Below are 19,736 nucleotides of genomic sequence, written 5' to 3'. Positions count from 1 at the left end.
ATCAGACAAGCAATCGGTCCCGAATCGCCGCAATGTCCTCGTCATCCAGGCCGAATTCATCGCGGATGAACGCCTCGACCGTGCCATGACGAACTTCCAGCGCCACGAACATCGCCGCCAGATAGGCCGGATCGGCGCGCATCATCGGCTCCCAGATGGCCGGATCGACCTGCGCGAGACGATCGTCCACCGGGTCGCTGGCTACCAGTTGGCAGCCACGCGCGAAAAAATCATCGGTCAGGGCATAGTCGGCGAATATCTGCGCACGCTCCACCCCCAGCAGGTCGAGCAGCAGGGCCGTCGCAACGCCCGTTCGATCCTTGCCCGCCGCGCAATGGAAGACGAGAGGCAAAGGCCCGCGCGCGATGCGCAGAAATAGCTCGCGATAGGATGGCGCCTGCTCATAGGCCAGCGTGCGATAGGCGTCGATCATCATGCCACGCACGGTTTCCGGGGTCGCATCGGGCCGGCGCATCGCTTCCGTCAGATCACCTGCGCTCATCAGATGATCGCGGGACCAGATTTCATATTGCGCCGCCTCCGGCAATCGCGACGGGCGGCGGCTGCGCTCACTGGTTGAGCGCAGGTCGCAGATCACCTTGAGGCCGAGGCTATCCAGTATCGCATGGTCACGATCGCTCAGTTCCGACATCGTTCCCGAACGGAAAACCAGACCGCGCGCGACATGGCGCCCATTGGCCGCAGGATAACCACCGATATCGCGGAAATTATGTCCGCCATCCATCGGCACGATCCGACCTGCATCCGTCATGACTATTTCTTGCCCCCTTGGCCGACGACTGGTTCCGCCACCGCTTGTTCGACCGTGTTTAGCAATTCCAGGGTGAATTCAGGGATACGGGTAATCGCAGCATCCGATAACCCATAACGTGGCAAAGGCAGGCCAAGCAAATGGCGCAACCCGCCATCCGACCGATGCAGATAGCTGATGGTCTGGATCAGGCTACCCAACTGCCCGCCGGGATGCATGAAGGCTTCACCCGCCAGAAAACGGCCGCCAGCAGCTTCCGCCAATTTTTGGACGATGGCGAGGTTCTTTTCCCAAAGCCGCCGACAGACGACATAGACACCAAAGGGCGTATCGGACAGAACCGCCTGCGCCTCCGGACTTTCAAGGAAAGACCGAATCGGCACACTGGGATTATCGCCCCAAGTGTTGGTGAGCAGCAGCACGGCGTCATAGCGCCCCGCGATCGCATCAGGCGGGGAATAGGCGACCGGCACCGTCATCCCCTTTCGCGTGCCCTGGGTCCATTTCTTCGAGTCGGCGATTTTCAACGGACGGGCCAAAGCGTCTTCGGGCACTGTCATGCCGATCCGGCATGTCCGCACCGCCCAGCCCGCCACGGCGGCTGTTTCCGCCGCCAATGACGCGGCCTTTTCAGCCTGTCCGGTCAACGAATAATAGAGGATGAGGCAAGTCTTTCCGGGCATGGCCATCGCCTCAAGCGACGGTGGCGGAGCAGCGGTCCAGCACGACGTCGCCGCGCTCGACGGCGATCGCCCTGAAGCGCAAACGTCCTTCGCCTTCCTCGAAAAATTCGACGCGGATCGTTTCTCCCGGCATCACCGGCTTGCTGAAGCGCACGAACATCGATTTGAACCGCGCGACGTCATTGCCGCAATAGGCCGAAAGGATCGCGCGCTGGGCGATGCCATTGGTGCACAACCCATGCAGGATGGGCATGGCAAAACCCGCCTTCTGCGCGATGGCCGGATCGGCGTGCAGCGGGTTCCAGTCGCCGCTCAGGCGATAGATCAGCGCCTGACGGGGCAAGGTGGCGATCTCCACCGTGCGATCGGGCGCCCGGTCGGGTACCGGTTGGGCGACCGGCATGGCCGTGCCAAAGCCACCCTCGCCGCCATTGCCGCGCATGAAAAGCGTGGAACGGACCGTAGCGAGATGATCGCCCGTCGCATTGTCAAAAAGATCTTTTTCCTGATGGAGCAGCGCGCCCCGACCCTCACCCTTGTCCTCGATTCCCGCGACCCGATATTCGCCGCGGATGGCGCCTGTGGCGGGCAGCGGTTTGTGAACCGCCAGATCCTGTTCGGCATGCAGTATCTTGACCCAATCGATCCCGAATTGCGGGTCCTGAGCCCAAAAACCCGGATGACACAGCAGATTGGCATAGGATGGCAGGCAGGTCAGTGCCTTCTCATACACAAAGGGCAGTTCCGCTTCATTCAGCGGATCGGCACCGAAGCCAAGCCCCAGCGCATATAATATGGTATCCCGCTTGTCATAGGACTGCACGATCGGATCGATCGCCATCGTGCGGATTTTCTCGATATCCATATCTTCTGTCGCCCCTCGCCAATGAACCGGCACATTAGTTCGTAATAGCATTATATGCTAGCAATCTTTATTGAAAGACGCCAGCCCTAGATACTATGCTAGCATACGATCTTGACTCCGATCTTCCCGATGCTATCCTGATCCTCGCAAAACGACCGACGCCACGATGCGCTCGCTCGCCGGATACAAGGAGATGGATAGTGGGCAGCGAAACGACATTCGCACCGGATTACCGCCAGAGTCACATTCCCCTGTACCAACAGGTGATCGCCGACGATCCGGCTCCTGCTCCCAGGGTATTGCGCGAATATTCGGAAACCGACGTGCCGGTGACCAGCGCGCCGCGCGCGCAATATCGCGATCCCGCCTTCGCCGCGCTGGAGGAAGAGCGGATGTGGCCGCGCGTCTGGCAGTTCGCCTGCCGGGAAGAGCAGATTCCCGAAACGGGCGATTGCGTCGTCTACGAAAGTCCCGGCGCGTCCTTCATCATCATGCGCAGCGCGGACAATGAAATCCGCGCCTTCTACAACAGCTGCCTGCATCGCGGCATGAAGCTCTGCACGCATGACACCAGCGTCATGAAGCTGGCCTGCCCCTTTCACGGCTTCACCTGGAATCTGGACGGCACCCTGGCCCATGTGCCCGCGCGCTGGGACTTTCCCGATCTGGACGAAAAGAAAATGCGCCTGCCCGAAGCGCGGGTGGAGTGCTGGCAGGGCTTCGTGTTCATCAATCGCGACGCCGAAGCGCCGCCGCTGCTCGCTTATCTGGGCCACCTGCCCGCCCATTTTGCCGACTGGTCCTATGAAGACAAATATCTGGCGACGGTGATCCGCAAAACCGTCGACGCCAATTGGAAAACGGCGATCGAGGCCTTTCTGGAATCCTATCATCTGGCGGGAATCCACGCGCAGGCACTGCCCTTCGGTGGCGATGCCAGCACTCAATATGACGTCTGGGCCGATGATCCGCATGTCAGCCGTTTTCTGGAACCGACCGGCGTGATGAGCGACCAGCTGCCCCGCGCCCTTTCCGAACAGGAAATCCTGAACGCTGCGCTGGGCGTCGTCTTTGCGGGAGCCGAACCGCCCCAGCTCGACGAGGGCAGCAAGGCGCGCCATTATATGGCGGCGGGCATGCGCGCGGCGATGAGCGAAGCGGACGGGATCGACTATTCCGGTCTTTCGGACACCGAAGCGGCCGACGCAGTCCAATATTCGGTCTTTCCGAACATGATCATTTTCCGTGCGCTTGGCTATCCCTATGTATATCGCTTCCTTCCGATGCGCGGCGACACGAACCGGGCGACATTCGAGTTCCTGATCTTCAAGCCGAAGCCGGGCGAAGGGCAACCGGTGCCGGAAGTGAATCTGGTCGATCTGGGCGAGCAGAATACATTTGCCGGCGCGGGCATCCTGCCACCCTGGCATGGCGAGATTTACGATCAGGATGTCAACGGCCTGCGCCAATGCCAGCAGGGCATGCGCGATGGCGGCGATTCCAACATCATCTATTCCGCCTATCAGGAAGTCCGCATCCGCCATCTGCACCAGACACTGGCCCGCTATCTGAGCGACGACCCGAAGGATGCACCCGGCCGCCGCTGATCCTGTTTCATTTCCATTGGTCGGGAGAATTGCGTTGGAAAGCCGCATCCACACGACGCCCAATCTCTTCATCTCGCGCTGGACCATCGATCCGGCGCACAGGGATCGCTTTCTCAGCATCTGGGACGGATTATGGCGCAGCCATGCGGACGCCATCGAGGTCATGACCCACTTCGTCTATTATGGATGGGGCCGCGATCCCGACCAGTTCGTCGCGATCGAATCCTATCGCGATGAATCTGTCGTTGCCGAAATCCGCAAAAATGAGGCGTTCCGCGATGCGGTCCGCACTATGCTGGACTGCTCCGCCGCACCGATGACGATGGAACTGCTTTCGGGAATGGAGGGCAACCGCTCCATCTTCGACCTGTATCCCGCAGGCCCGTCGGCGGTTCATCCTGACGATGCCCATGCCTCGGTCGTCTTCCTGTAGCAGTTGACGCCGCGCGAACCGCGGGCTAACAGATTGGTACTATAGCTTACCAAAATCGGACATGGCGCCATGACTGGCTTTATTCCCGCATTCACCACCAATACCACCAACCGCCAGATCGTGCTGAACCGGCGCCCTTCGGGCTCTCCGGGCGGGGATGATTTCATCCAGCGGGACGTGCCGGTCCCCGTACCGGAAGAGGGCACGTTCCTTGTCCGAAACCTCTATCTTTCCGCCGACCCCGTCCAGCGTGGCTGGGCAACCAATCCGGCCCTGACGCCCATTGGCGCGCCGATGCGGGCCCTGGCGGTCGGCGTCGTGATCGACAGCCGGGAAGCTTCCATAACAGCAGGAGATGTGGTCTACGGTTTTTTCGGCTGGCAGGATTATGCGCTGGCAACTCCCGCCGATCTCCTCTCGCACATTCCATCCCCCCGCGCGCCGCTGCCCGCCTATGCGGGCGTGCTGGGCATGCCGGGCGTCACGGCCTGGCTCGCGCTTCACGATATTGCGCCGCCCGCGCCCGGACAGGCGATCCTGGTGTCGACCGCAGCAGGCTCGGTCGGTAGCGTGGTGGGCCAGATCGCACGGCAGGCCGGCGCCTTCGTGGTCGGACTGACGGGCAGCGACGACAAGGTGACGCGATGTATCGACCGGTTCGGCTATCATGCGGCCTTCAACTATAAGAATGTGGATCTTGCTGCCACGCTCGCAACGATCCGTCCCGACGGATTCGATACCTATTTCGACAATACGGGCGGCCCCATTCTCGACACCGCCATCCGCGCCATGGCCCGCAGGGGCCGGATCGTCCAATGCGGCACCGCGGCAACGCCCAGCTGGAATCCTCCGCCCACCGGCCTGCGCAATGAACGCGAGATATTGATGCGGGCCCTGACCTGGTCGGGCTTCGTGATCTTCGATCATGCCGCGCGGTTCGGAACCGCTGTGGAACAGCTGACCGACATGATGGTCGCGGGCCAATTGCATCATGACGAAAGCGTCGAGGCCGGGCTGCCCAATGTCGTCGGCGCGCTCGAAGACCTGTTCACCGGCGCCAATAGCGGCAAGAAGCTGATCTATATTGGCGAGGATTGAAGCGGTTTGCGGGTCGATCGCATCAGGCCGGCCGACCTGCCCCGCTTGTTGCCACTAAAAATAAGGCGATCGATTGTACCGTTCAGCCCGGCAGCCACTCTCCGATCGCGGGACGGACCGGCTGGATGCGGATATCCTGGGAGAATACCCCTTCCGTGGTGAAAGGATCACCCGCGATCAGCGACCGGATGGTATTTTCGTCCGCCGCTTCCAGAAGAAACGAACTGCCGATCGGCTTGGCATCGGCGCCATCACCGTCCAGCATCGCACCCGCGACCTTCAGCGTCTCACCCTGATTGATCCAATAATCGATATGGCGCTGTCGATGCGTCAGACGCTGATCGAGCGCGCCCGGCTTATCCTTAGCCATAACCAGAAAATACATGATCTATCCTTTGACGCATCTTTAAGGGCAACCGTCCACCACCGAAGGCGCGGGACGGCAAGTCATGGCAGTTGGCACGCGCAATCTCGGCACCGGAGCATCTTGCCCAAAAATGGCAACGCCCTGTCCTGATAGCGCTTATTCAGGAATCTATATTTCCCTGTCGAGGCCCAACTCTTCCTTATCGACCATATCACCGGACCGACCATATTCCGCAAGAACCGCCTTCAGCCGTTTCTTGGCCCGGCCCAGAACCAATTCGCAAATTTCGATTTCTTCCGGCGTCGAATCCGCCAAAAGCTTGTCATTCGCTTCCGAGGCAACGTCGATCATCAACCCGATGATCTCATAGCCCTGCTTGGTGATGAACACGCGCTTGGCACGGCGATCGGTCGGATCGGCCCGACGCTCGACATGGCCCGAAGCCTCCAGGCGATCCACAAGACCGCCGACCGTTACCTTCCCCACCTCCATCAGCCGGGCCAGATCAACCTGGGTCATGCCATTATTACCGCCGCGCGACAGGGTGCTGAGCACCGACCATTGCGAACGCGTAATATCATAAGGGCGCATGATCAGATCCATCATCGTGCGGCGGATGCGTGACACGTCGTGAACCAGATAACCGAAAGTAAATTGCTGCGCCGACGGAAGCTCAGTTCGGCCTTTGGAAGATTTCCGTTTCGCTGCACTGTTGACCATGCGCATATTCTCTTTCGTTTTCACCTATATGACTTCCTGCGTCATGATGGCGCAAATGGGCAAAAAAAGCATCAGAAATCTTTCTCCGCGTACGATTTGCTAACTTATCATATGGATGATCCCTGTCTCAGCGACCTGAAACAGTTCCTGATTTCCTGCACGAAAAGGGTCGGCTGTTCGAACGCAGCGAAATGCCCCCCTTTGTCGACCGCATTCCAATATATGATATTGCTGAACAACCTGTCGGCCCATTTTCGGGGTGGTGACAATATCTCGCGCGGAAACTGGGTATAGCCCAATGGAAGGTCGATCTTCATCGGCCTGAAACTGCCCATGCTTTCCCAGTATAGGCGGGCGGAGGAAGCGCCACTATTAGTCAACCAATAGAGCATGATATTGTCCAGCATCTCGTCACGGGTGAAAATATTCTCTGCTTCACCATCACAATCGGACCATGTCCTCAGCTTCTCGTAAATCCACGCGGCCTGCGCGACGGGGGAGTCCGCCAGCGCATAGCCGATGGTTTGCGGCCGCGTTGCCTGAAGCCGGGCATAAGCCGATTCGACGTCCGCGAAATGCCGGGCCTTTGTCACCGCCGCGCGTTCCTGATCGTCCATATCATCGCCCAGGTCCGATGGCGTCACCGTCAGCATGTTGAAATGGACACCCGCCAATCCCGGCGGCGCCTGGACGCCCAGTTGCACCGTCACAGCCGATCCCCAGTCGCCGCCCTGCGCAACATAGCGATCATAACCAAGGCGCCGCATCAGTTCAGCCCAGGCCCGCGCGATCCGCTCGACCCCCCAGCCGCTGGCAGCGGGTTTCCCCGAAAAACCATAGCCGGGCAGGGAAGGCACGACCAGATGGAAGGCGTCGGCGGCATTGCCGCCATGGGCCACGGGATCGGACAGCGGCCCGATGACCTTGTGGAATTCGATCACCGATCCCGGCCAGCCATGGGTCAGCAAAAGCGGCAGGGCATCTTCATGCGGTGAGCGGATATGCAGGAAATGAATGTTTACGCCATCGATCATCGTCTTGTACTGGCCAAAGCCGTTCAGCATCGCCTCGCACCGCCGCCAGTCATAAGCGTGGCGCCAATGATCCATAAGGCCGCGCAGCGGGTCGGTGGGGACACCTTGCTCCCAGCCGGGCACGGGCTCCCGCTCGGGCCAACGCGCCTGATCAAGCCGCCGCCGCAGGTCGACCAGTTCACCCTCATCGACGGCGAGGATGAAGGGACGAATTTCCGCGCTCATTGATCCCGCTCCAGAATGGAATTGAAGACGACGGCGATGCGATGCAGCAGGCGCTGACTGAAATGCGCGCCCGCGCTGGCGACCAAAATATCGTCTGTCAGCCCGCCTTCGAACGAGTCCCGCCCGCCCGCAAGGACCAGACTCATCAAGCGCAGGCCCGCACGCAGCGCAAAGAAGTCGATCTGCCGCTGGGGAATATCGGCGCCACCCGCCTCCCTATAGGCCGCCATGAAGCGTTCCCAATCGGTGACGGCAATCACGACCGGATAGCAATAACCCAGATCCTCGCCCGGATGGCCGATGGCGCATTGCTCCCAATCCAATATAGCGGTGATGCGCTCATCTTCCGCCAGAATATTATGGAAAACCATGTCATTATGGACGATGGCCCGGCGGTCGTCAACGCAATCGACATGATCGCGAAGCCACGCGATCGCGCCGGAAACATTGATGGACGGCCAATGCGCGCTCCCGTTCCAGGCGGCAGCCAGCCGTTCGACTTCCTCTTGCCGGGCCGCCCGATCCTGACCTAGTCGCGCGCCCGCCAGCCCTGGCCCAACCCGATCGGCCGGCTGGGCATGGAGCAGCGCCATCTGCCGCGCCAGATCAAGGACAATGGCCTCGCTGTCGGCGGGCAGCCAGTAATCGGGCTGGACCGGCGTTCCCGACACCTGCTCCACCAGCAGGAAAGGCGCGTCGAGCCATTGCGCGTCCGTTTCCACGAGCACCGGGCGAGGAACCCGCATTCCCGCCGCGTGCAATTCCCGCAACAGAGCATATTGCCGGGTTTCGTCGAGAAAGGCTGCCCCCGCCGCCTGACCGGGTATGCCGCGCTGGATCACCATCTTTTCCGGCAAATTGCAGTGGCCGCTGATCGAGAACAGCGCCGTCTGGCGCGATCGCCCGCCCACTACCAGACGGAAGGCGGTCACGTTGACATCCTCGCAGCCGGGCTGCCTGCGCAGATAGGCTTGCAGCCGATCGGGATCGATGGAATTGACCCCCTTGCCTTCCTCCAGCGGCTCCGCCCGTTCCACGCTGTCAATGCGGGCAAGGGCTTCATCCAGCAGCGTCCGCTCCCATCGTGCCGCCTCCCGCAGCTTTTGAGGCGTGATATCGCCGCCAATCTGCACGGCCAGTTTTGCAATGGCGTCGGCGCTGTTGCGATGGGCAGCCATATTTTCCGGCGGACCGGCCAGCAGGGCGATGTCGACCGGCATCGCATCGGGCATATCAGGCCCCGGTTCGAGCGCGTTCGCCATCGTCGTCAGAACGCGAATGCTGTTGTCCAGCGCGTCGCGCGCCGCATTCCCGTTCACAAACGGCCGTACGCGGGTCCGCAGCGCCGCCGCTGCGCTCCACAGATAGCGCGCCTGGGTCACATCAATTTCCTCTCCAGATAAGATAATTTAGCTTATCGTAATAATGTGATCTTATTCAATGGCCTTGGAGAGGATTTTTCGGGCGGCCTGCGCGCAGCGGACCAAGGCGGTCGGCATGGTTTCTCTGCGGAGCGCGGCCGACAGAACTTCAAGGCCGATCGGACCAGAATATCCGGCCTCGGCAACCGCAGCGAGGAAGCCCGCCAGCGGCACTTCGCCTTCCCCGGGGACAAGGCGATGATCCAGCGTATCGCTCAGCAGATCGCCCATGATCACAGGCCCCACGTCGGAAATCTCGACGCCCATGATTGCTCCATGTGGCAGGGACGAAATCGAATCCAGTGCCAGGCAGCCTCTGGCCACATGCCAGCTGTCCAGCATCAATCCAGCCCCCTTCCCCACCCGATCGCCCAGCACCATGCATGCGTCAGCCACATTGGCGATGTTGGAAAAGGCAATGATTTCCAATGCAATGGGCACGCCGCCCTGACGCGCCGAACCCGCCACCAGGGCAAAGGCGTCCCGCATGTCGTCCAGCGCGCAGGGATTTGCGGAAAAGTCCCCTGTCGCCTTGATAAGGCGCGCGCCGATCGCGCTGCCCCATTGGATCATCTGATCCAGACTGCGCCGCCACGCATCATCATCGCGCCACCAGTCGGTCAGCGCTTCCAGTTCGACATGGCGAATGCCCGCATCCTCCAGCATCGCCGCCACGCCATGGATGCCGTGCCGCGCGACTTCACGCTCCAGTTCCGTTGCAAGAAGGCCGATGCCTGCATAACCGGTCTGTCCCGCCATCCTTGCCCGTTCGCCCAGCGGCAAGGGGCACGGAGCGGGGTCTATGCTGGGCCGCTGTCCGGCCAGCAGCCAATGCGCCGCGATGAGGTCCATGCCCGTCGCCTTGTCCATGTGCAGCTTCTCCCCGGACATCAATTCCCATCTTGGCCCGTGCCCGCTTTTCATTTAATATGCTACCATACCGTGTACTTGCAAGACAACAACAGGCGCCGAAAACATGCGTCATGGATGGAGAGGGAAATGACCGGTCCAACATATGCCGCCCGACCACTGGGCGGAGAGCGTTATACTTCGCGCGCATTCATGGACGCGGAATGGGACAATGTCTGGACCGCCAGTTGGCTGATCGCCATTCGAGCGGACGAAATTCCCGAACCGGGCGATTTTCGGACAGAGGAAATCGGCCGGGAATCGATCTTGATCGTGCGGCAGGAAGAGGGAGGCATCCGTGCCTTCTACAATGTCTGTCAGCATCGCGGGAACAAGCTGGTCACTGCGGTCGAGGGCAGCATGCCATCCTTCACCTGCCCTTATCATAGCTGGCGCTTCGAACTGGACGGCCAGTGCAGCTATGCGCAGGACCCGGAGGACTTTCCGGGCGGCGATCCCTGCCGTCATGCGTCGCTGGTCGAACTGGCATGCGACCAGTTTGCTGGATTCGTCTGGATCAACATGGACCCGGATTGCATTCCCCTGCACGAATTTCTGGGACCGATCCGGGAAGCATGGAGTGCCTACCCGCTCGAAGCCATGACGCGGGTGCAGGCCATATCCGTTCACATGCCCTGCAACTGGAAACTGCTGCTCGACAATTTCCACGAAACCTATCACCTGCCGACCGCGCATCCCGAAGGGATCGAATATGCCGAGGACGGCTATCGCGAAACGCATATCGAATTGTATGAGAACGGCCATGCATTGGGGCAGACCAAATGCTGTCTGCCATCGCATCGTCTGCCCGCCACCAAGGACCGGTTGACCGCTCCCATCGCTGCGGACCTTGCCCGCTGGGACCTTGATCCCGAAACATTTCGCGGCCGGGAAAGCGACGCCCGGAAAGCGGTGCAACAGCAGAAACGCGCGCTGCACGCGGAGCGGGGGTTGCATCATTATGCGCGGCTTAATGACGATCAATTGACCGACGTCTTCCACTATACATTGTTTCCCAATTTCGCGACGTCCCTGAATGCCGACGGAATGTTGTTTCTGCGCGCCCTTCCCCATCCAACCGACCCGGAGCAATGCCTGTTCGATTGCTGGTACTATAATTTCGGCGATATGAGTTCGCACAAGTCGCTGGTGACGCTGGATGGGGAGACGGCGAAGGACCACGTCCCCCGCGAATATGTCCGTTACGGTGACAAGAGCCTGGGCGTGGTTCTGGACGGCGACGCCTGGGTGATGGCGGGGCAACAGCAGGCCATGCACTCGCGCGGCTATCGAGGCGCCATTCTTGCCCATCAGGAGCGGCGCATCACCCAATATCATGCGATGATCGACCGCTACATCGCCGGCTTCCGGCCGCGCCCAGCCGGATGGAACGCAGCATGACCGGGCAGGTCCGCCGGATCGATCACGTCAACATCCGCACGGCACGGATGGAGGACAGCGCGATCTTTTATGAACGGTTGCTCGGCCTGACGCAAAGCAAGCCGCCCGGCCTCAGCGGCGTGGAGGCGATCTGGATGCTGGACGGCGCCGGATACCCCATCATCCATCTCAACGCGCCACCTGCCGACGAACCCCGTCGCGCCGATGACGCCGACACCGGACGATTGCACCATGTCGCTTTCGATTGCATGGGCCACGACATCATCATGGCCCGGCTGGATGCAATGGGATTGAGCTATGAATGCAATCTGGTGGAAGCCGTCGGCCTCCGCCAGATTTTCGTGTTCGACCCCAATGGGTTGCGACTGGAGCTGAATTTTACCGGCGACTGAGGCGTCCTTCTCAACCGGCCATGGGATCGAACATTTTGGTTTCGCCATCCCAGCTGGCGCCGGCGGCCTTGATGGCGTCGAACAGCCCAAGGACTTCGGGCTTCAGAACGCCGATCTCCAATATGACGCTCTCATCTTCTGTCATCGCGAAATAGGCGACCTCCGATCCGTCGGCAAATCCGGCGCCTTGCAACCGCCGCCCGCCCCGCGCGGCGATCCAGGCCTGCGTCGATGACATATCGTCACTGAAGGCGCAGAGATGATGCACGCCCTTGCGCCCATCCGCCAGAAATTCCTGAAAGATGGACGGGCCGCGCGGCTCGATCAGTTCGACCATGACCTCGCCGGAATAGGCAATGGCCGCGCCGAATTCCGCCTTGTGTGGCTGGCCCCGATAATCACCCCGGACGATATCGAAAGCGGGGAAGACGAAGAAGGGGCCGACGCCCATCACTTCGGTCCACCAGTCGATCGCGGCATGCAGGTCAGGCACCATATAGGCCACCTGATTGAAGCTTCCATAGGGTGCCTTGGCCATTGCGTGTTCCTCTCCGCCGATGCTGGTTATCTATATAATCATATGCTAGCATCCCATATCTGCAACCAGAATCATCCGCGCAGAAGGTTTTCAACGGAGCAAGGACGCCGGGCCCTTCGTCCGATCGTATAAGGCGGTGCGTTAGCCCGCATTCTTGCTTCATCTTGAAGGAGCTTGGCATGCTGACCCCCTATGACGAATTTCCGGTCCATCAGGCGCCCTATACGTTCAGCCATATCCCTTCGACCGACTATAATTGGGACGATGGCTATTATTTCGGCGTGTTCAGCCCGGATGACGGCATTTTCCTCGCCACCGGAGCGCGCATCAATCCCAATAGCGACATGATCGGCGGCTACGCCCTGCTGAATGTGCGCGGCCAGCAGAGGACGGTGCGCTTCAATCGCTGCTGGCGCGGCAATTTCGATATCGAAATCGGCCCGTGGCGGGTGGAATTCATCAAGCCGCTGAAGGAAATCCGGCTCAGCATGGCCGACAATGAAAGTGGCCTCAGTTTCGATCTGATCTGGGAAGGTACCTCGCCCGCCTTTCTGGAGGAACATCACATCGCCGAACATCGCGGGCGGCGGACGACCGACCAGACCCGCTATTCCCAGCCCGGCAAGGCCCGCGGCTGGATCAGGCTGGACGGCCGGGAATGGCAGGTCGATCCTGTCGGTTGGTCGGGCGCGCGCGATCATAGCTGGGGCCTCTATGCCGAGCGCCCGCCGCTCTCGCCGGTCGCCTCGCTCCTGCCGCCGCGCAAGGCGGATGACGGCCCGAAGCGCGCCCTGCGCTTCTGGACCTGTTTCCGCAGCGATCCCATCAGCGGCTTCTTCCACATGCACGAAACGGCCGAGGGCGTGCAGTGCAAGATGAACGACGTGTTCGGCACGCCCTTCGGCGGAACGCTGTTCCGGGGCTGGGAAGGCGATCCGATCCAACTGGCCAAGGGACGGCATGAGATCAGCTTTCATCCCGGCACCCGCATCATGAAGGACGCGATGGTGCATCTGGAAGACAGCGAGGGTCGGGAGTGGCGCGTCCAGTTCGAGGCCATCGGCATGCCCTGGGTGGTCCAGACAATGGGCTATCACCCCGGCAGCTGGAAGGATGGCGGCACCTTCTTCACCTATCATGGTTCGGAGGAGCTGGCGCTGGAATGGGACGAGTTCGACTTTTCAGAACAGCCCTTTGTCCATACCCCCTACAAGGTATCCGGCGAGCAGGCCGCGACCAATTTCGGCGAGGGCACCGGCACCGAACATCCCGGCCAGAAGATTCAGGGGCCGGAATATCTCGCCCGCGTCACCACCTATACCCCCGACGGATCGGTCAGCAGCGGCGCCGCACAGGTCGAGCTGTTCATCAACGGCCCTTATGCGCCCTACGGGTTTGAATGAACGATGCGCTTCACCCCCGAAGAACTGACGCCGATCCTGTCCCATCATCTGGGCGGAGCCGCGACCGTGCTGAGCGTCGAAAGCGTTGCGCGCGGATCATCGCGCGAAACGCGCTTTGTCCGTTATCGTCTGGATGATGGACGGGATCGCAACCTCGTCCTGCGCAGCGACTTTCCCGCGGGCAGCACCGATCCCAATCCGCTGGACCTGGAATATTTCATCTACGACCGGCTGAACGCAGCGGACATACCGACGGCGCGCGCCCTGTTCTGGGAGGATAATCCAACACGGACAGACCGGCCCTTTTACGCCCGGGAGAAAATCGAGGGGGACTGGAATATCCCCCATTATTCGGACCCAGATCCGGCCTATGACGCACTGCGCATCGCCATCGCGAAAGAGCATATTTCGACGCTCGCGCGGGTGCATGCCGTCGACTGGCGCGCGCTCGGCCTCCACGAACGGCTGGCGGTGCCTGGGGATGAAGCGGATGCTGCCCGTTCCGCGCTGCGCCATGCGCGCGATCAATTTCTGACGCTTGCAACGGAACCCATCCCCCTGGTGCTGGAGGCGATCGAATGGCTGTCCGACCGTGCGCCACCGGCCGACCGATTGTGCCTGTGCAAGGGCACCAACGGCTATGGCGAGGAAGTCTTCCGCGAAGGAAGGATCGCCGCGCTCAGCGATTGGGAGGAAGTGTCGATCGGCGATCCCGCCGCCGATTTCGCCTTCATGCAGGGGTTCCTCGTCGACATCGTGCGTGACGGGCGCGCCCTCTGGGGATTGCAACCGGCGCTCGACTATTATGAGAGCCTGACGGGGCTGCGCCTCTCCAGGGAGAAGGTGCAATATTATCAGTTGCTCCGCTCGCTGCGTCTGCTTGTCATGTCACATAATTCAGCGGCATCGCTGCGCCGGACGGATGCGCATATCCGGCAGGGCTGGACCGCGACGGAGGTGCTCCACCTGACCCAGCATGTTCTTGCTTCCGCCATGGGCATGATGCCGCCCATCGCGCCGGAGCGCTTCGCCCAGCTGAATATTTCCGTGGATATGGGATAAAGCGATGATCCACCCTTCCGCCGTGCAGATCGTGCGTGCCATAGAAGCGACGTTGGCCGACGTCGTGGAACCGGCGATGGTCAACATAGGGGCGCGCAGCGCGCTGGCCACGATCGGCCATCTGCTGCGTCATGTGGCCTTGCGTGTCGAGGATGAGGGACAGTTGCTCGCGGACGATATCGGCGCCCTTCAGGACCTGTTGGCCCGGCTGCATGACTATCTGGACGCCGCAGGCGACGGAACGCAGGCTGCTGAAATCTCCCAAGCCCTGAAGCGCGCCAGATTGGAGAAGGGACGCTATCCCTCGCTGCGGATGATGGCCGACAGCGCAATGATCCTGCGCCAGTCGGTGCAGGATGCCCTCGCCTATCTCCAGCAGGAACGGGCGACGCGCGGCGAGGACCAAGCCTATCTTGCCGCGCGCACATCGATCCGCGATTATCTGGCGTATCAGGTGAGGGCGGAAGCCGCCCTCATCCATCCGGCCTTCGAGGATAAGGGGCCAAGGCGCTAAGGGCTGACGCCGCTCATCGGGAAGTTTCCGGAAAGTCCGTGCTTTCCGTCTCCGTCCGCCAGTTGTCGACATCGGCCTGCCTTGCCTGCAACGCATCGACGGCGAACCGATGCGCATCGCTTCCCAGCAGCAACCGCATGGGCGGCGTATCGCTGTTCATGGCCGCCACAATGGCCTGAAGCGCTCGTTCGGGATCGCCGATCTGCAACCCGTCGACCGAGGCTGCACGTATCCGCTGCCGCACGAGGAAATCATAATCGGGATGCGGCTCGGCAGGGAAAGTCAGCGAACGGCCCGAAAAATCAGTGCGGAAATAGCCCGGCTCGACAATCAGAACCCGCAAACCGAACCGGGCCGCCTCACCCGCCAGCGCTTCCGAAAGCCCCTCCAGCGCGAATTTCGTGGCTGCATAATATCCCGCCCCCATCAGGCCGCGCATGCCCCCGATTGACGACATGTTGACGATATAGCCCCTTCCCCTCTGGCGCATGGCGGGCAAGGCGGCGCGGATCAACCGCAACGGGCCGAAGAAATTGACGTCGAACTGGGCCGCGATCTCTTCGTCCTGCGCCTCCTCGACACCAGCAATGAACCCATAGCCCGCATTGTTGAGCAGGACATCGATGCCGCCAAAGCGCTCCGCCGCCCCGACGGCATCGCCAACCCCTGCGCTATCCCGGACATCGAGCCGCACAGCCAGTACCCGATCGCCGCCCACAGCAATCAACTCATCAAGTGAATCGATATTGCGCGCAGTGGCAATGACCCGTCCTCCCCTCTCCAGAATAGCCCGCGCCATAGCCTTGCCGAATCCAGCCGAAGCGCCCGTGATAAACCAGTTCTTTTGTTCCCAGTCAGTCATCCTTCACTCCCTGATACGTGGGGGGCGAAACCACTCGCGGTAGCGTGAAGCCGGATTCTCGCAGCATCATGCTTCCGCACCCTTGACATTAGCACTCAGGCATATAGTAAGAATGCGTACCAAGCGCACGGCAAAAATGAGTGCGCCTTATGCCAGATCCCGACGGGAGAGATTGCGTGGACATCAATCTGTCAGAAGAGCAGGAGGCCATCCGCAATGGCGTCCGCAAAATCTGCGATCAGTTTGACGATGAATATTGGTCGAAGCTTGAACAGGAAAAGACCTTTCCCTTCGAATTCCATAAGGCGATGGCGGATGCCGGCTGGCTCGGCATCACCATGCCAGAGGAACTGGGCGGCGCCAATCTGGGCGTGACCGAGGCCGCCATCATGATGCATGAAGTGTCGGCCAGCGCAGGCGGCTATTCGGCCGCCAGCACGATCCATCTCAATATTTTCGGACCGCATTCGGTGGTGGTGCATGGCACGCCGGAACAGAAGGAACGGATGCTGAAGCCGTTGATCGCGGGGACGGACCGGGCCTGTTTCGGCGTCACCGAACCCGATGCGGGCCTCGACACCACCAGCATCAAGACCTTTGCGACCAAGGTGGACGGCGGCTATCGCGTCACCGGCCGCAAGATCTGGACCTCGTCCGGGCAGGTCGCCAACAAGATACTGCTGCTGACCCGCACCACGCCCAAGGAACAGTGCAGTAAGCCGACCGATGGCATGACGCTGTTCTACACCGATCTCGACAAGTCGCAGATCGAGGTGCGGCGCATCCCCAAAATGGGCCGCAATGCCGTCGATTCCAACGCCACCTTCATCGACGATTATTTCGTGCCCGATGAAGACCGCATTGGTGAGGAAGGCAAGGGCTTCCACTATATCCTGCACAGCCTCAATCCCGAACGCATCCTTGTCGGCGTCGAGGCGGTGGGCCTGGGTCGCGGCGCGCTGTCGCGCGCGGCGCAATATGCCCGTGAACGCAAGGTGTTCGGCCGCTATATCGGCGAAAATCAGGGCATTCAGCATCCGCTTGCGGAGAACTGGACCTATCTGGAAGCGGCCTATTGGATGCTGATGCGGGCCGCCAATCTCTATGATCAGGGCACGTCCTGCGGCGCCGAGGCCAATGCTGGGAAATTCCTTGGCGGCCGGGCCGCTTTCGAAGCCTGCACCCGCGCGGTCATGACCCATGGCGGCATGGGCTATTCCACAGAATATCAGGTCGAACGCCTGTTCCGCGAATCCATCCTGCTGCGCATCGCTCCCATCACCGAGCAGTTGATCCTCAGCTTCATCGCGGAAAAGGTACTCGATCTGCCAAAGTCCTACTGACCGGCCAATCAGGAGAGGTTAGATGTCCAATTACCCCAAGCCCGATGCGGCAACGCTTCTGGAAATCTACAGGAAAGCGACGCTGATCAAGCAGAATGATGAGCGCGTCATCAAGCAGATGATGGCCGGAAAGCTCGTCATGCCCTATTATAGTCCCCGCGGGCAGGAGATCATTCCTTCAGCACTCTCCGTCAGCCTGGATGACGACGATTATATCTGCACCATCTATCGCGGCATTCACGACATGCTTGCCAAGGGGTTTCCACTGGGCGAACTCTGGGCGGAACTGGCCGGGCGCCTGACCGGCACCTGCAAGGGCAAGGGCGGCCCCATGCATCTCACCTGCCCCGAAAAGGGCATGATGGTGACGACCGGCATCGTCGGCTCCTCCATGCCGATTGCCACGGGCCTGGGCTGGGCGGCGAAGCTGGATGGGAAGAAGCGCGTCTCGGTCGCTAATTTCGGTGATGGCGCGGCCAATATCGGCGCCTTCCATGAATCGCTCAACATGGCGGCGCTGTGGAAGCTGCCGGTGATCTTCCTGTGCCAGAACAATCTTTACGCCGAACATACCAGCATTGCCTATTCGCGCGTGGTCGAGAAGATTTCGGATCGGGCCGCCGGATACGGGATGCCCGGCATCACGGTGAACGGCAACGATCCCGACGAGATGTACGGCGCCGCCAAGGTCGCGATCGAGCGTGCCCGCGCCGGTGAAGGCCCGACCCTGATCGAGGCGATGACCTTCCGCTTCAACGGCCACCTGCTTGGCGAATCCGGCCATTATATGGACAAGGATCTCTATGCGAAGGCGAAGGACAATGATCCGATGCCGATCCTGCGCGCCCGCCTCGTTTCCGAAGGGATCGCCAGCGAGGATGCATTGGTGACGATCGAGAAGGATATCGAAGCCCAGATCGACGCGGCTGTCACTGCCGCCTTCGAAGCGCCCTTCCCCGACGCCTCCGAACTGAAGCGCGACGTGTTCGCGCAAGAGATTGCGTGAGAGGACTGCCATGACCGACACGAACACCGCGCTCGCTCCTGAAGCGGCCAGCGCCGAAATCCAGAAGATGACGATGGTCGAGGCCATCAATCTTGCCCTGCACGATGCGATGGAGGCCGATCCCAAGGTTCTTGTCCTGGGTGAAGAAGTCGCTGACCCGCAGGAAGGCGGCGTCATGGGCGTCACCAAGGGCCTGTCCACCAAATATGGCGAGGACCGGGTAAAATCGACGCCGATCTCCGAGCAGGCGATCATCGGCGCGGCCATCGGCGCGGCTGTCGGCGGCTACAAGCCGGTGGCCGAAATCATGCTGATGAACTTCATCACCGTGTCGATGGACATGATCGTCAACCATGCGGCCAAGCTGCGCTTCATGTCAGGCGGGCAAACCGGCGTGCCGATGGTGATCCGCACCATGACCGGGGCGGGCTTTTCCACCGGCGGTCAGCACAGCGACTATCTGGAAGCGTGGTTCGCGCATACCGCCGGCATCAAGGTCGTCGCCCCATCCAATCCCGACGATGCCTACGGCCTGATGCGGGCCGCCATTGACGATCCCGATCCGGTGCTTTTCATCGAAAATCTGCCCAGCTACTGGACCCCGGCACCGGTCACGAAACAGCTCGTGCCGATCGGCAAGGCCAAGGTCAGCCGTGAAGGCAGCGACATCACGGTTATCGCCCATTCGCTGATGATGACGCACAGCCTTGCAGTTGCCGAAAAGCTGGCCGCAGAAGGCATTTCGGTGGAGGTGGTCGATCTACGCACCATCTCGCCCTGGGACCGTGAAACCGTGCTTGCTTCGGTACGCAAGACCGGTCGCGCGGTCGTCGTGCATGAGGCGGTCAAACAGTTCGGCATCGGCGCGGAGATCGCCTCCGTCATCACCGAACAGCTTTGGGGCACGCTCAAGCGCCCGGTGGAACGCGTTGGCGCCGCCTTCAGCGCCGTGCCTTTCTCCAAACCGCTCGAAACCGCCTTCGCGCCGCAGCCTGACACGATCGCGGCCGCCATCAAGGCCGCGCTCGCCTGACATGACAGGAACCATCCGCCGCGGCTTTTCGGGCGGCGGATGGTTCCG

21 protein-coding genes are annotated in these 19,736 nt (G+C 61.0%); 11 read left to right on the top strand and 10 right to left on the bottom strand.

Annotated features, from left to right (window positions below; all coding sequences use genetic code 11):
* Position 1: 1 nt before the first annotated feature.
* The 3 genes from RUH75_RS13890 to RUH75_RS13880 form a co-directional block, all read right to left on the bottom strand.
* A complete protein-coding gene (locus tag RUH75_RS13890; RefSeq protein ID WP_313806921.1) occupies positions 2–772 on the bottom strand; it encodes a tyrosine-protein phosphatase in 771 nt (256 codons plus the stop codon).
* Positions 773–774: 2 nt separating this feature from the next.
* Complete coding sequence (locus RUH75_RS13885; RefSeq protein WP_313806919.1) at positions 775–1,326, bottom strand: hypothetical protein; 552 nt, start codon at positions 1,324–1,326, stop codon at positions 775–777.
* Positions 1,327–1,465: 139 nt separating this feature from the next.
* On the bottom strand, positions 1,466–2,320 hold the full coding sequence (locus RUH75_RS13880; RefSeq protein ID WP_313806917.1) for a MaoC/PaaZ C-terminal domain-containing protein: 855 nt from the start codon (positions 2,318–2,320) through the stop codon (positions 1,466–1,468).
* A gap of 200 nt (positions 2,321–2,520) precedes the next feature.
* On the opposite strand from RUH75_RS13880, the gene RUH75_RS13875 reads away from it, so the two are divergent.
* The 3 genes from RUH75_RS13875 (at position 2,521) to RUH75_RS13865 (ending at position 5,458) form a co-directional block, all read left to right on the top strand.
* A complete protein-coding gene (locus tag RUH75_RS13875; RefSeq protein WP_313806914.1) occupies positions 2,521–3,927 on the top strand; it encodes an aromatic ring-hydroxylating dioxygenase subunit alpha in 1,407 nt (468 codons plus the stop codon).
* Positions 3,928–3,961: 34 nt separating this feature from the next.
* Positions 3,962–4,360: a hypothetical protein gene (locus RUH75_RS13870; protein WP_313806912.1), complete on the top strand. Its 399-nt coding sequence runs from the start codon at positions 3,962–3,964 to the stop codon at positions 4,358–4,360.
* A gap of 69 nt (positions 4,361–4,429) precedes the next feature.
* Positions 4,430–5,458, top strand: a complete 1,029-nt coding sequence (locus RUH75_RS13865; protein WP_313806910.1) for an NADP-dependent oxidoreductase — start codon at positions 4,430–4,432, stop codon at positions 5,456–5,458.
* A gap of 82 nt (positions 5,459–5,540) precedes the next feature.
* Here the strand turns inward: RUH75_RS13865 and RUH75_RS13860 are convergent, their stop codons facing one another.
* The 5 genes from RUH75_RS13860 to RUH75_RS13840 form a co-directional block, all read right to left on the bottom strand.
* Positions 5,541–5,843 (bottom strand): YciI family protein, encoded by a 303-nt coding sequence (locus RUH75_RS13860; RefSeq protein ID WP_313806908.1) that lies wholly within the window; start codon positions 5,841–5,843, stop codon positions 5,541–5,543.
* A gap of 150 nt (positions 5,844–5,993) precedes the next feature.
* Positions 5,994–6,551, bottom strand: coding sequence for a MarR family transcriptional regulator (locus RUH75_RS13855; protein WP_313806906.1), 558 nt, complete (start codon positions 6,549–6,551; stop codon positions 5,994–5,996).
* A 101-nt stretch (positions 6,552–6,652) separates the two neighbouring features.
* Positions 6,653–7,804, bottom strand: a complete 1,152-nt coding sequence (locus RUH75_RS13850) for an epoxide hydrolase (protein WP_313806904.1) — start codon at positions 7,802–7,804, stop codon at positions 6,653–6,655.
* Complete coding sequence (locus RUH75_RS13845) at positions 7,801–9,186, bottom strand: phosphotransferase family protein (protein ID WP_313806902.1); 1,386 nt, start codon at positions 9,184–9,186, stop codon at positions 7,801–7,803. The genes RUH75_RS13850 and RUH75_RS13845 overlap by 4 nt, the downstream gene beginning before the upstream one ends.
* A gap of 51 nt (positions 9,187–9,237) precedes the next feature.
* On the bottom strand, positions 9,238–10,116 hold the full coding sequence (locus RUH75_RS13840; RefSeq protein ID WP_313806900.1) for a TIM barrel protein: 879 nt from the start codon (positions 10,114–10,116) through the stop codon (positions 9,238–9,240).
* Between the two features lie 108 nt (positions 10,117–10,224).
* On the opposite strand from RUH75_RS13840, the gene RUH75_RS13835 reads away from it, so the two are divergent.
* Both RUH75_RS13835 and RUH75_RS13830 read left to right on the top strand, forming a co-directional pair.
* Positions 10,225–11,535 carry an aromatic ring-hydroxylating dioxygenase subunit alpha gene (locus RUH75_RS13835; protein WP_313806898.1) on the top strand — a complete coding sequence of 437 codons (1,311 nt, stop codon included), beginning with the start codon at positions 10,225–10,227 and terminating at the stop codon, positions 11,533–11,535.
* A complete protein-coding gene (locus tag RUH75_RS13830; RefSeq protein WP_313806896.1) occupies positions 11,532–11,927 on the top strand; it encodes a VOC family protein in 396 nt (131 codons plus the stop codon). The genes RUH75_RS13835 and RUH75_RS13830 overlap by 4 nt, the downstream gene beginning before the upstream one ends.
* A 10-nt stretch (positions 11,928–11,937) precedes the next feature.
* On the opposite strand, the gene RUH75_RS13825 is transcribed toward RUH75_RS13830, so the two are convergent.
* Entirely contained in the window at positions 11,938–12,465 is a 528-nt protein-coding gene (locus RUH75_RS13825; protein ID WP_313806894.1) for a VOC family protein, read from the bottom strand.
* A 179-nt stretch (positions 12,466–12,644) separates the two neighbouring features.
* Between RUH75_RS13825 and RUH75_RS13820 the strand changes: the two genes are divergently transcribed.
* From RUH75_RS13820 to RUH75_RS13810, 3 genes are read left to right on the top strand one after another with little or no spacing between them, the layout of a single operon-like run.
* Entirely contained in the window at positions 12,645–13,868 is a 1,224-nt protein-coding gene (locus tag RUH75_RS13820; protein ID WP_313806892.1) for a hypothetical protein, read from the top strand.
* A gap of 3 nt (positions 13,869–13,871) precedes the next feature.
* Positions 13,872–14,930, top strand: a complete 1,059-nt coding sequence (locus RUH75_RS13815; RefSeq protein ID WP_313806890.1) for a phosphotransferase family protein — start codon at positions 13,872–13,874, stop codon at positions 14,928–14,930.
* Positions 14,931–14,934: 4 nt separating this feature from the next.
* On the top strand, positions 14,935–15,444 hold the full coding sequence (locus RUH75_RS13810; RefSeq protein WP_313806888.1) for a hypothetical protein: 510 nt from the start codon (positions 14,935–14,937) through the stop codon (positions 15,442–15,444).
* Positions 15,445–15,457: 13 nt separating this feature from the next.
* Here the strand turns inward: RUH75_RS13810 and RUH75_RS13805 are convergent, their stop codons facing one another.
* Positions 15,458–16,306, bottom strand: a complete 849-nt coding sequence (locus RUH75_RS13805; RefSeq protein ID WP_313806886.1) for an oxidoreductase — start codon at positions 16,304–16,306, stop codon at positions 15,458–15,460.
* 176 nt (positions 16,307–16,482) lie between these two features.
* Here RUH75_RS13805 and RUH75_RS13800 point away from each other — a divergent pair, with 176 nt between their 5' ends.
* Genes RUH75_RS13800 through RUH75_RS13790 form a run of 3 tightly spaced genes read left to right on the top strand, consistent with a single transcriptional unit; the run spans position 16,483 to position 19,688 of the window.
* Complete coding sequence (locus RUH75_RS13800; protein ID WP_313806884.1) at positions 16,483–17,649, top strand: acyl-CoA dehydrogenase family protein; 1,167 nt, start codon at positions 16,483–16,485, stop codon at positions 17,647–17,649.
* 22 nt (positions 17,650–17,671) lie between these two features.
* Positions 17,672–18,655: a thiamine pyrophosphate-dependent dehydrogenase E1 component subunit alpha gene (locus RUH75_RS13795; RefSeq protein ID WP_313806882.1), complete on the top strand. Its 984-nt coding sequence runs from the start codon at positions 17,672–17,674 to the stop codon at positions 18,653–18,655.
* A gap of 10 nt (positions 18,656–18,665) precedes the next feature.
* Positions 18,666–19,688: an alpha-ketoacid dehydrogenase subunit beta gene (locus RUH75_RS13790; RefSeq protein WP_313806880.1), complete on the top strand. Its 1,023-nt coding sequence runs from the start codon at positions 18,666–18,668 to the stop codon at positions 19,686–19,688.
* Positions 19,689–19,736 lie beyond the last annotated feature (48 nt).

Origin of the sequence: Sphingobium sp. (assembly GCF_032153725.1) — a bacterium.
GTDB lineage: Bacteria > Pseudomonadota > Alphaproteobacteria > Sphingomonadales > Sphingomonadaceae > Sphingobium.
The sequence above is the reverse complement of the archived record's forward strand: the minus strand, read 5'-3'. Positions and strand labels throughout refer to the sequence as shown.

Coding starts and splice junctions, on each gene's coding strand:
- RUH75_RS13815 (WP_313806890.1), top strand. CDS start 13,872: ATGCGCTTCACCCCCGAAGAACTGACGCCGATCCTGTCCCATCATCTG.
- RUH75_RS13810 (WP_313806888.1), top strand. CDS start 14,935: ATGATCCACCCTTCCGCCGTGCAGATCGTGCGTGCCATAGAAGCGACG.
- RUH75_RS13830 (WP_313806896.1), top strand. CDS start 11,532: ATGACCGGGCAGGTCCGCCGGATCGATCACGTCAACATCCGCACGGCA.
- RUH75_RS13825 (WP_313806894.1), bottom strand. CDS start 12,465: ATGGCCAAGGCACCCTATGGAAGCTTCAATCAGGTGGCCTATATGGTG.
- RUH75_RS13890 (WP_313806921.1), bottom strand. CDS start 772: ATGACGGATGCAGGTCGGATCGTGCCGATGGATGGCGGACATAATTTC.
- RUH75_RS13850 (WP_313806904.1), bottom strand. CDS start 7,804: ATGAGCGCGGAAATTCGTCCCTTCATCCTCGCCGTCGATGAGGGTGAA.
- RUH75_RS13795 (WP_313806882.1), top strand. CDS start 17,672: ATGTCCAATTACCCCAAGCCCGATGCGGCAACGCTTCTGGAAATCTAC.
- RUH75_RS13880 (WP_313806917.1), bottom strand. CDS start 2,320: ATGGATATCGAGAAAATCCGCACGATGGCGATCGATCCGATCGTGCAG.
- RUH75_RS13790 (WP_313806880.1), top strand. CDS start 18,666: ATGACCGACACGAACACCGCGCTCGCTCCTGAAGCGGCCAGCGCCGAA.
- RUH75_RS13865 (WP_313806910.1), top strand. CDS start 4,430: ATGACTGGCTTTATTCCCGCATTCACCACCAATACCACCAACCGCCAG.
- RUH75_RS13855 (WP_313806906.1), bottom strand. CDS start 6,551: ATGCGCATGGTCAACAGTGCAGCGAAACGGAAATCTTCCAAAGGCCGA.
- RUH75_RS13835 (WP_313806898.1), top strand. CDS start 10,225: ATGACCGGTCCAACATATGCCGCCCGACCACTGGGCGGAGAGCGTTAT.
- RUH75_RS13860 (WP_313806908.1), bottom strand. CDS start 5,843: ATGTATTTTCTGGTTATGGCTAAGGATAAGCCGGGCGCGCTCGATCAG.
- RUH75_RS13805 (WP_313806886.1), bottom strand. CDS start 16,306: ATGACTGACTGGGAACAAAAGAACTGGTTTATCACGGGCGCTTCGGCT.
- RUH75_RS13840 (WP_313806900.1), bottom strand. CDS start 10,116: ATGTCCGGGGAGAAGCTGCACATGGACAAGGCGACGGGCATGGACCTC.
- RUH75_RS13820 (WP_313806892.1), top strand. CDS start 12,645: ATGCTGACCCCCTATGACGAATTTCCGGTCCATCAGGCGCCCTATACG.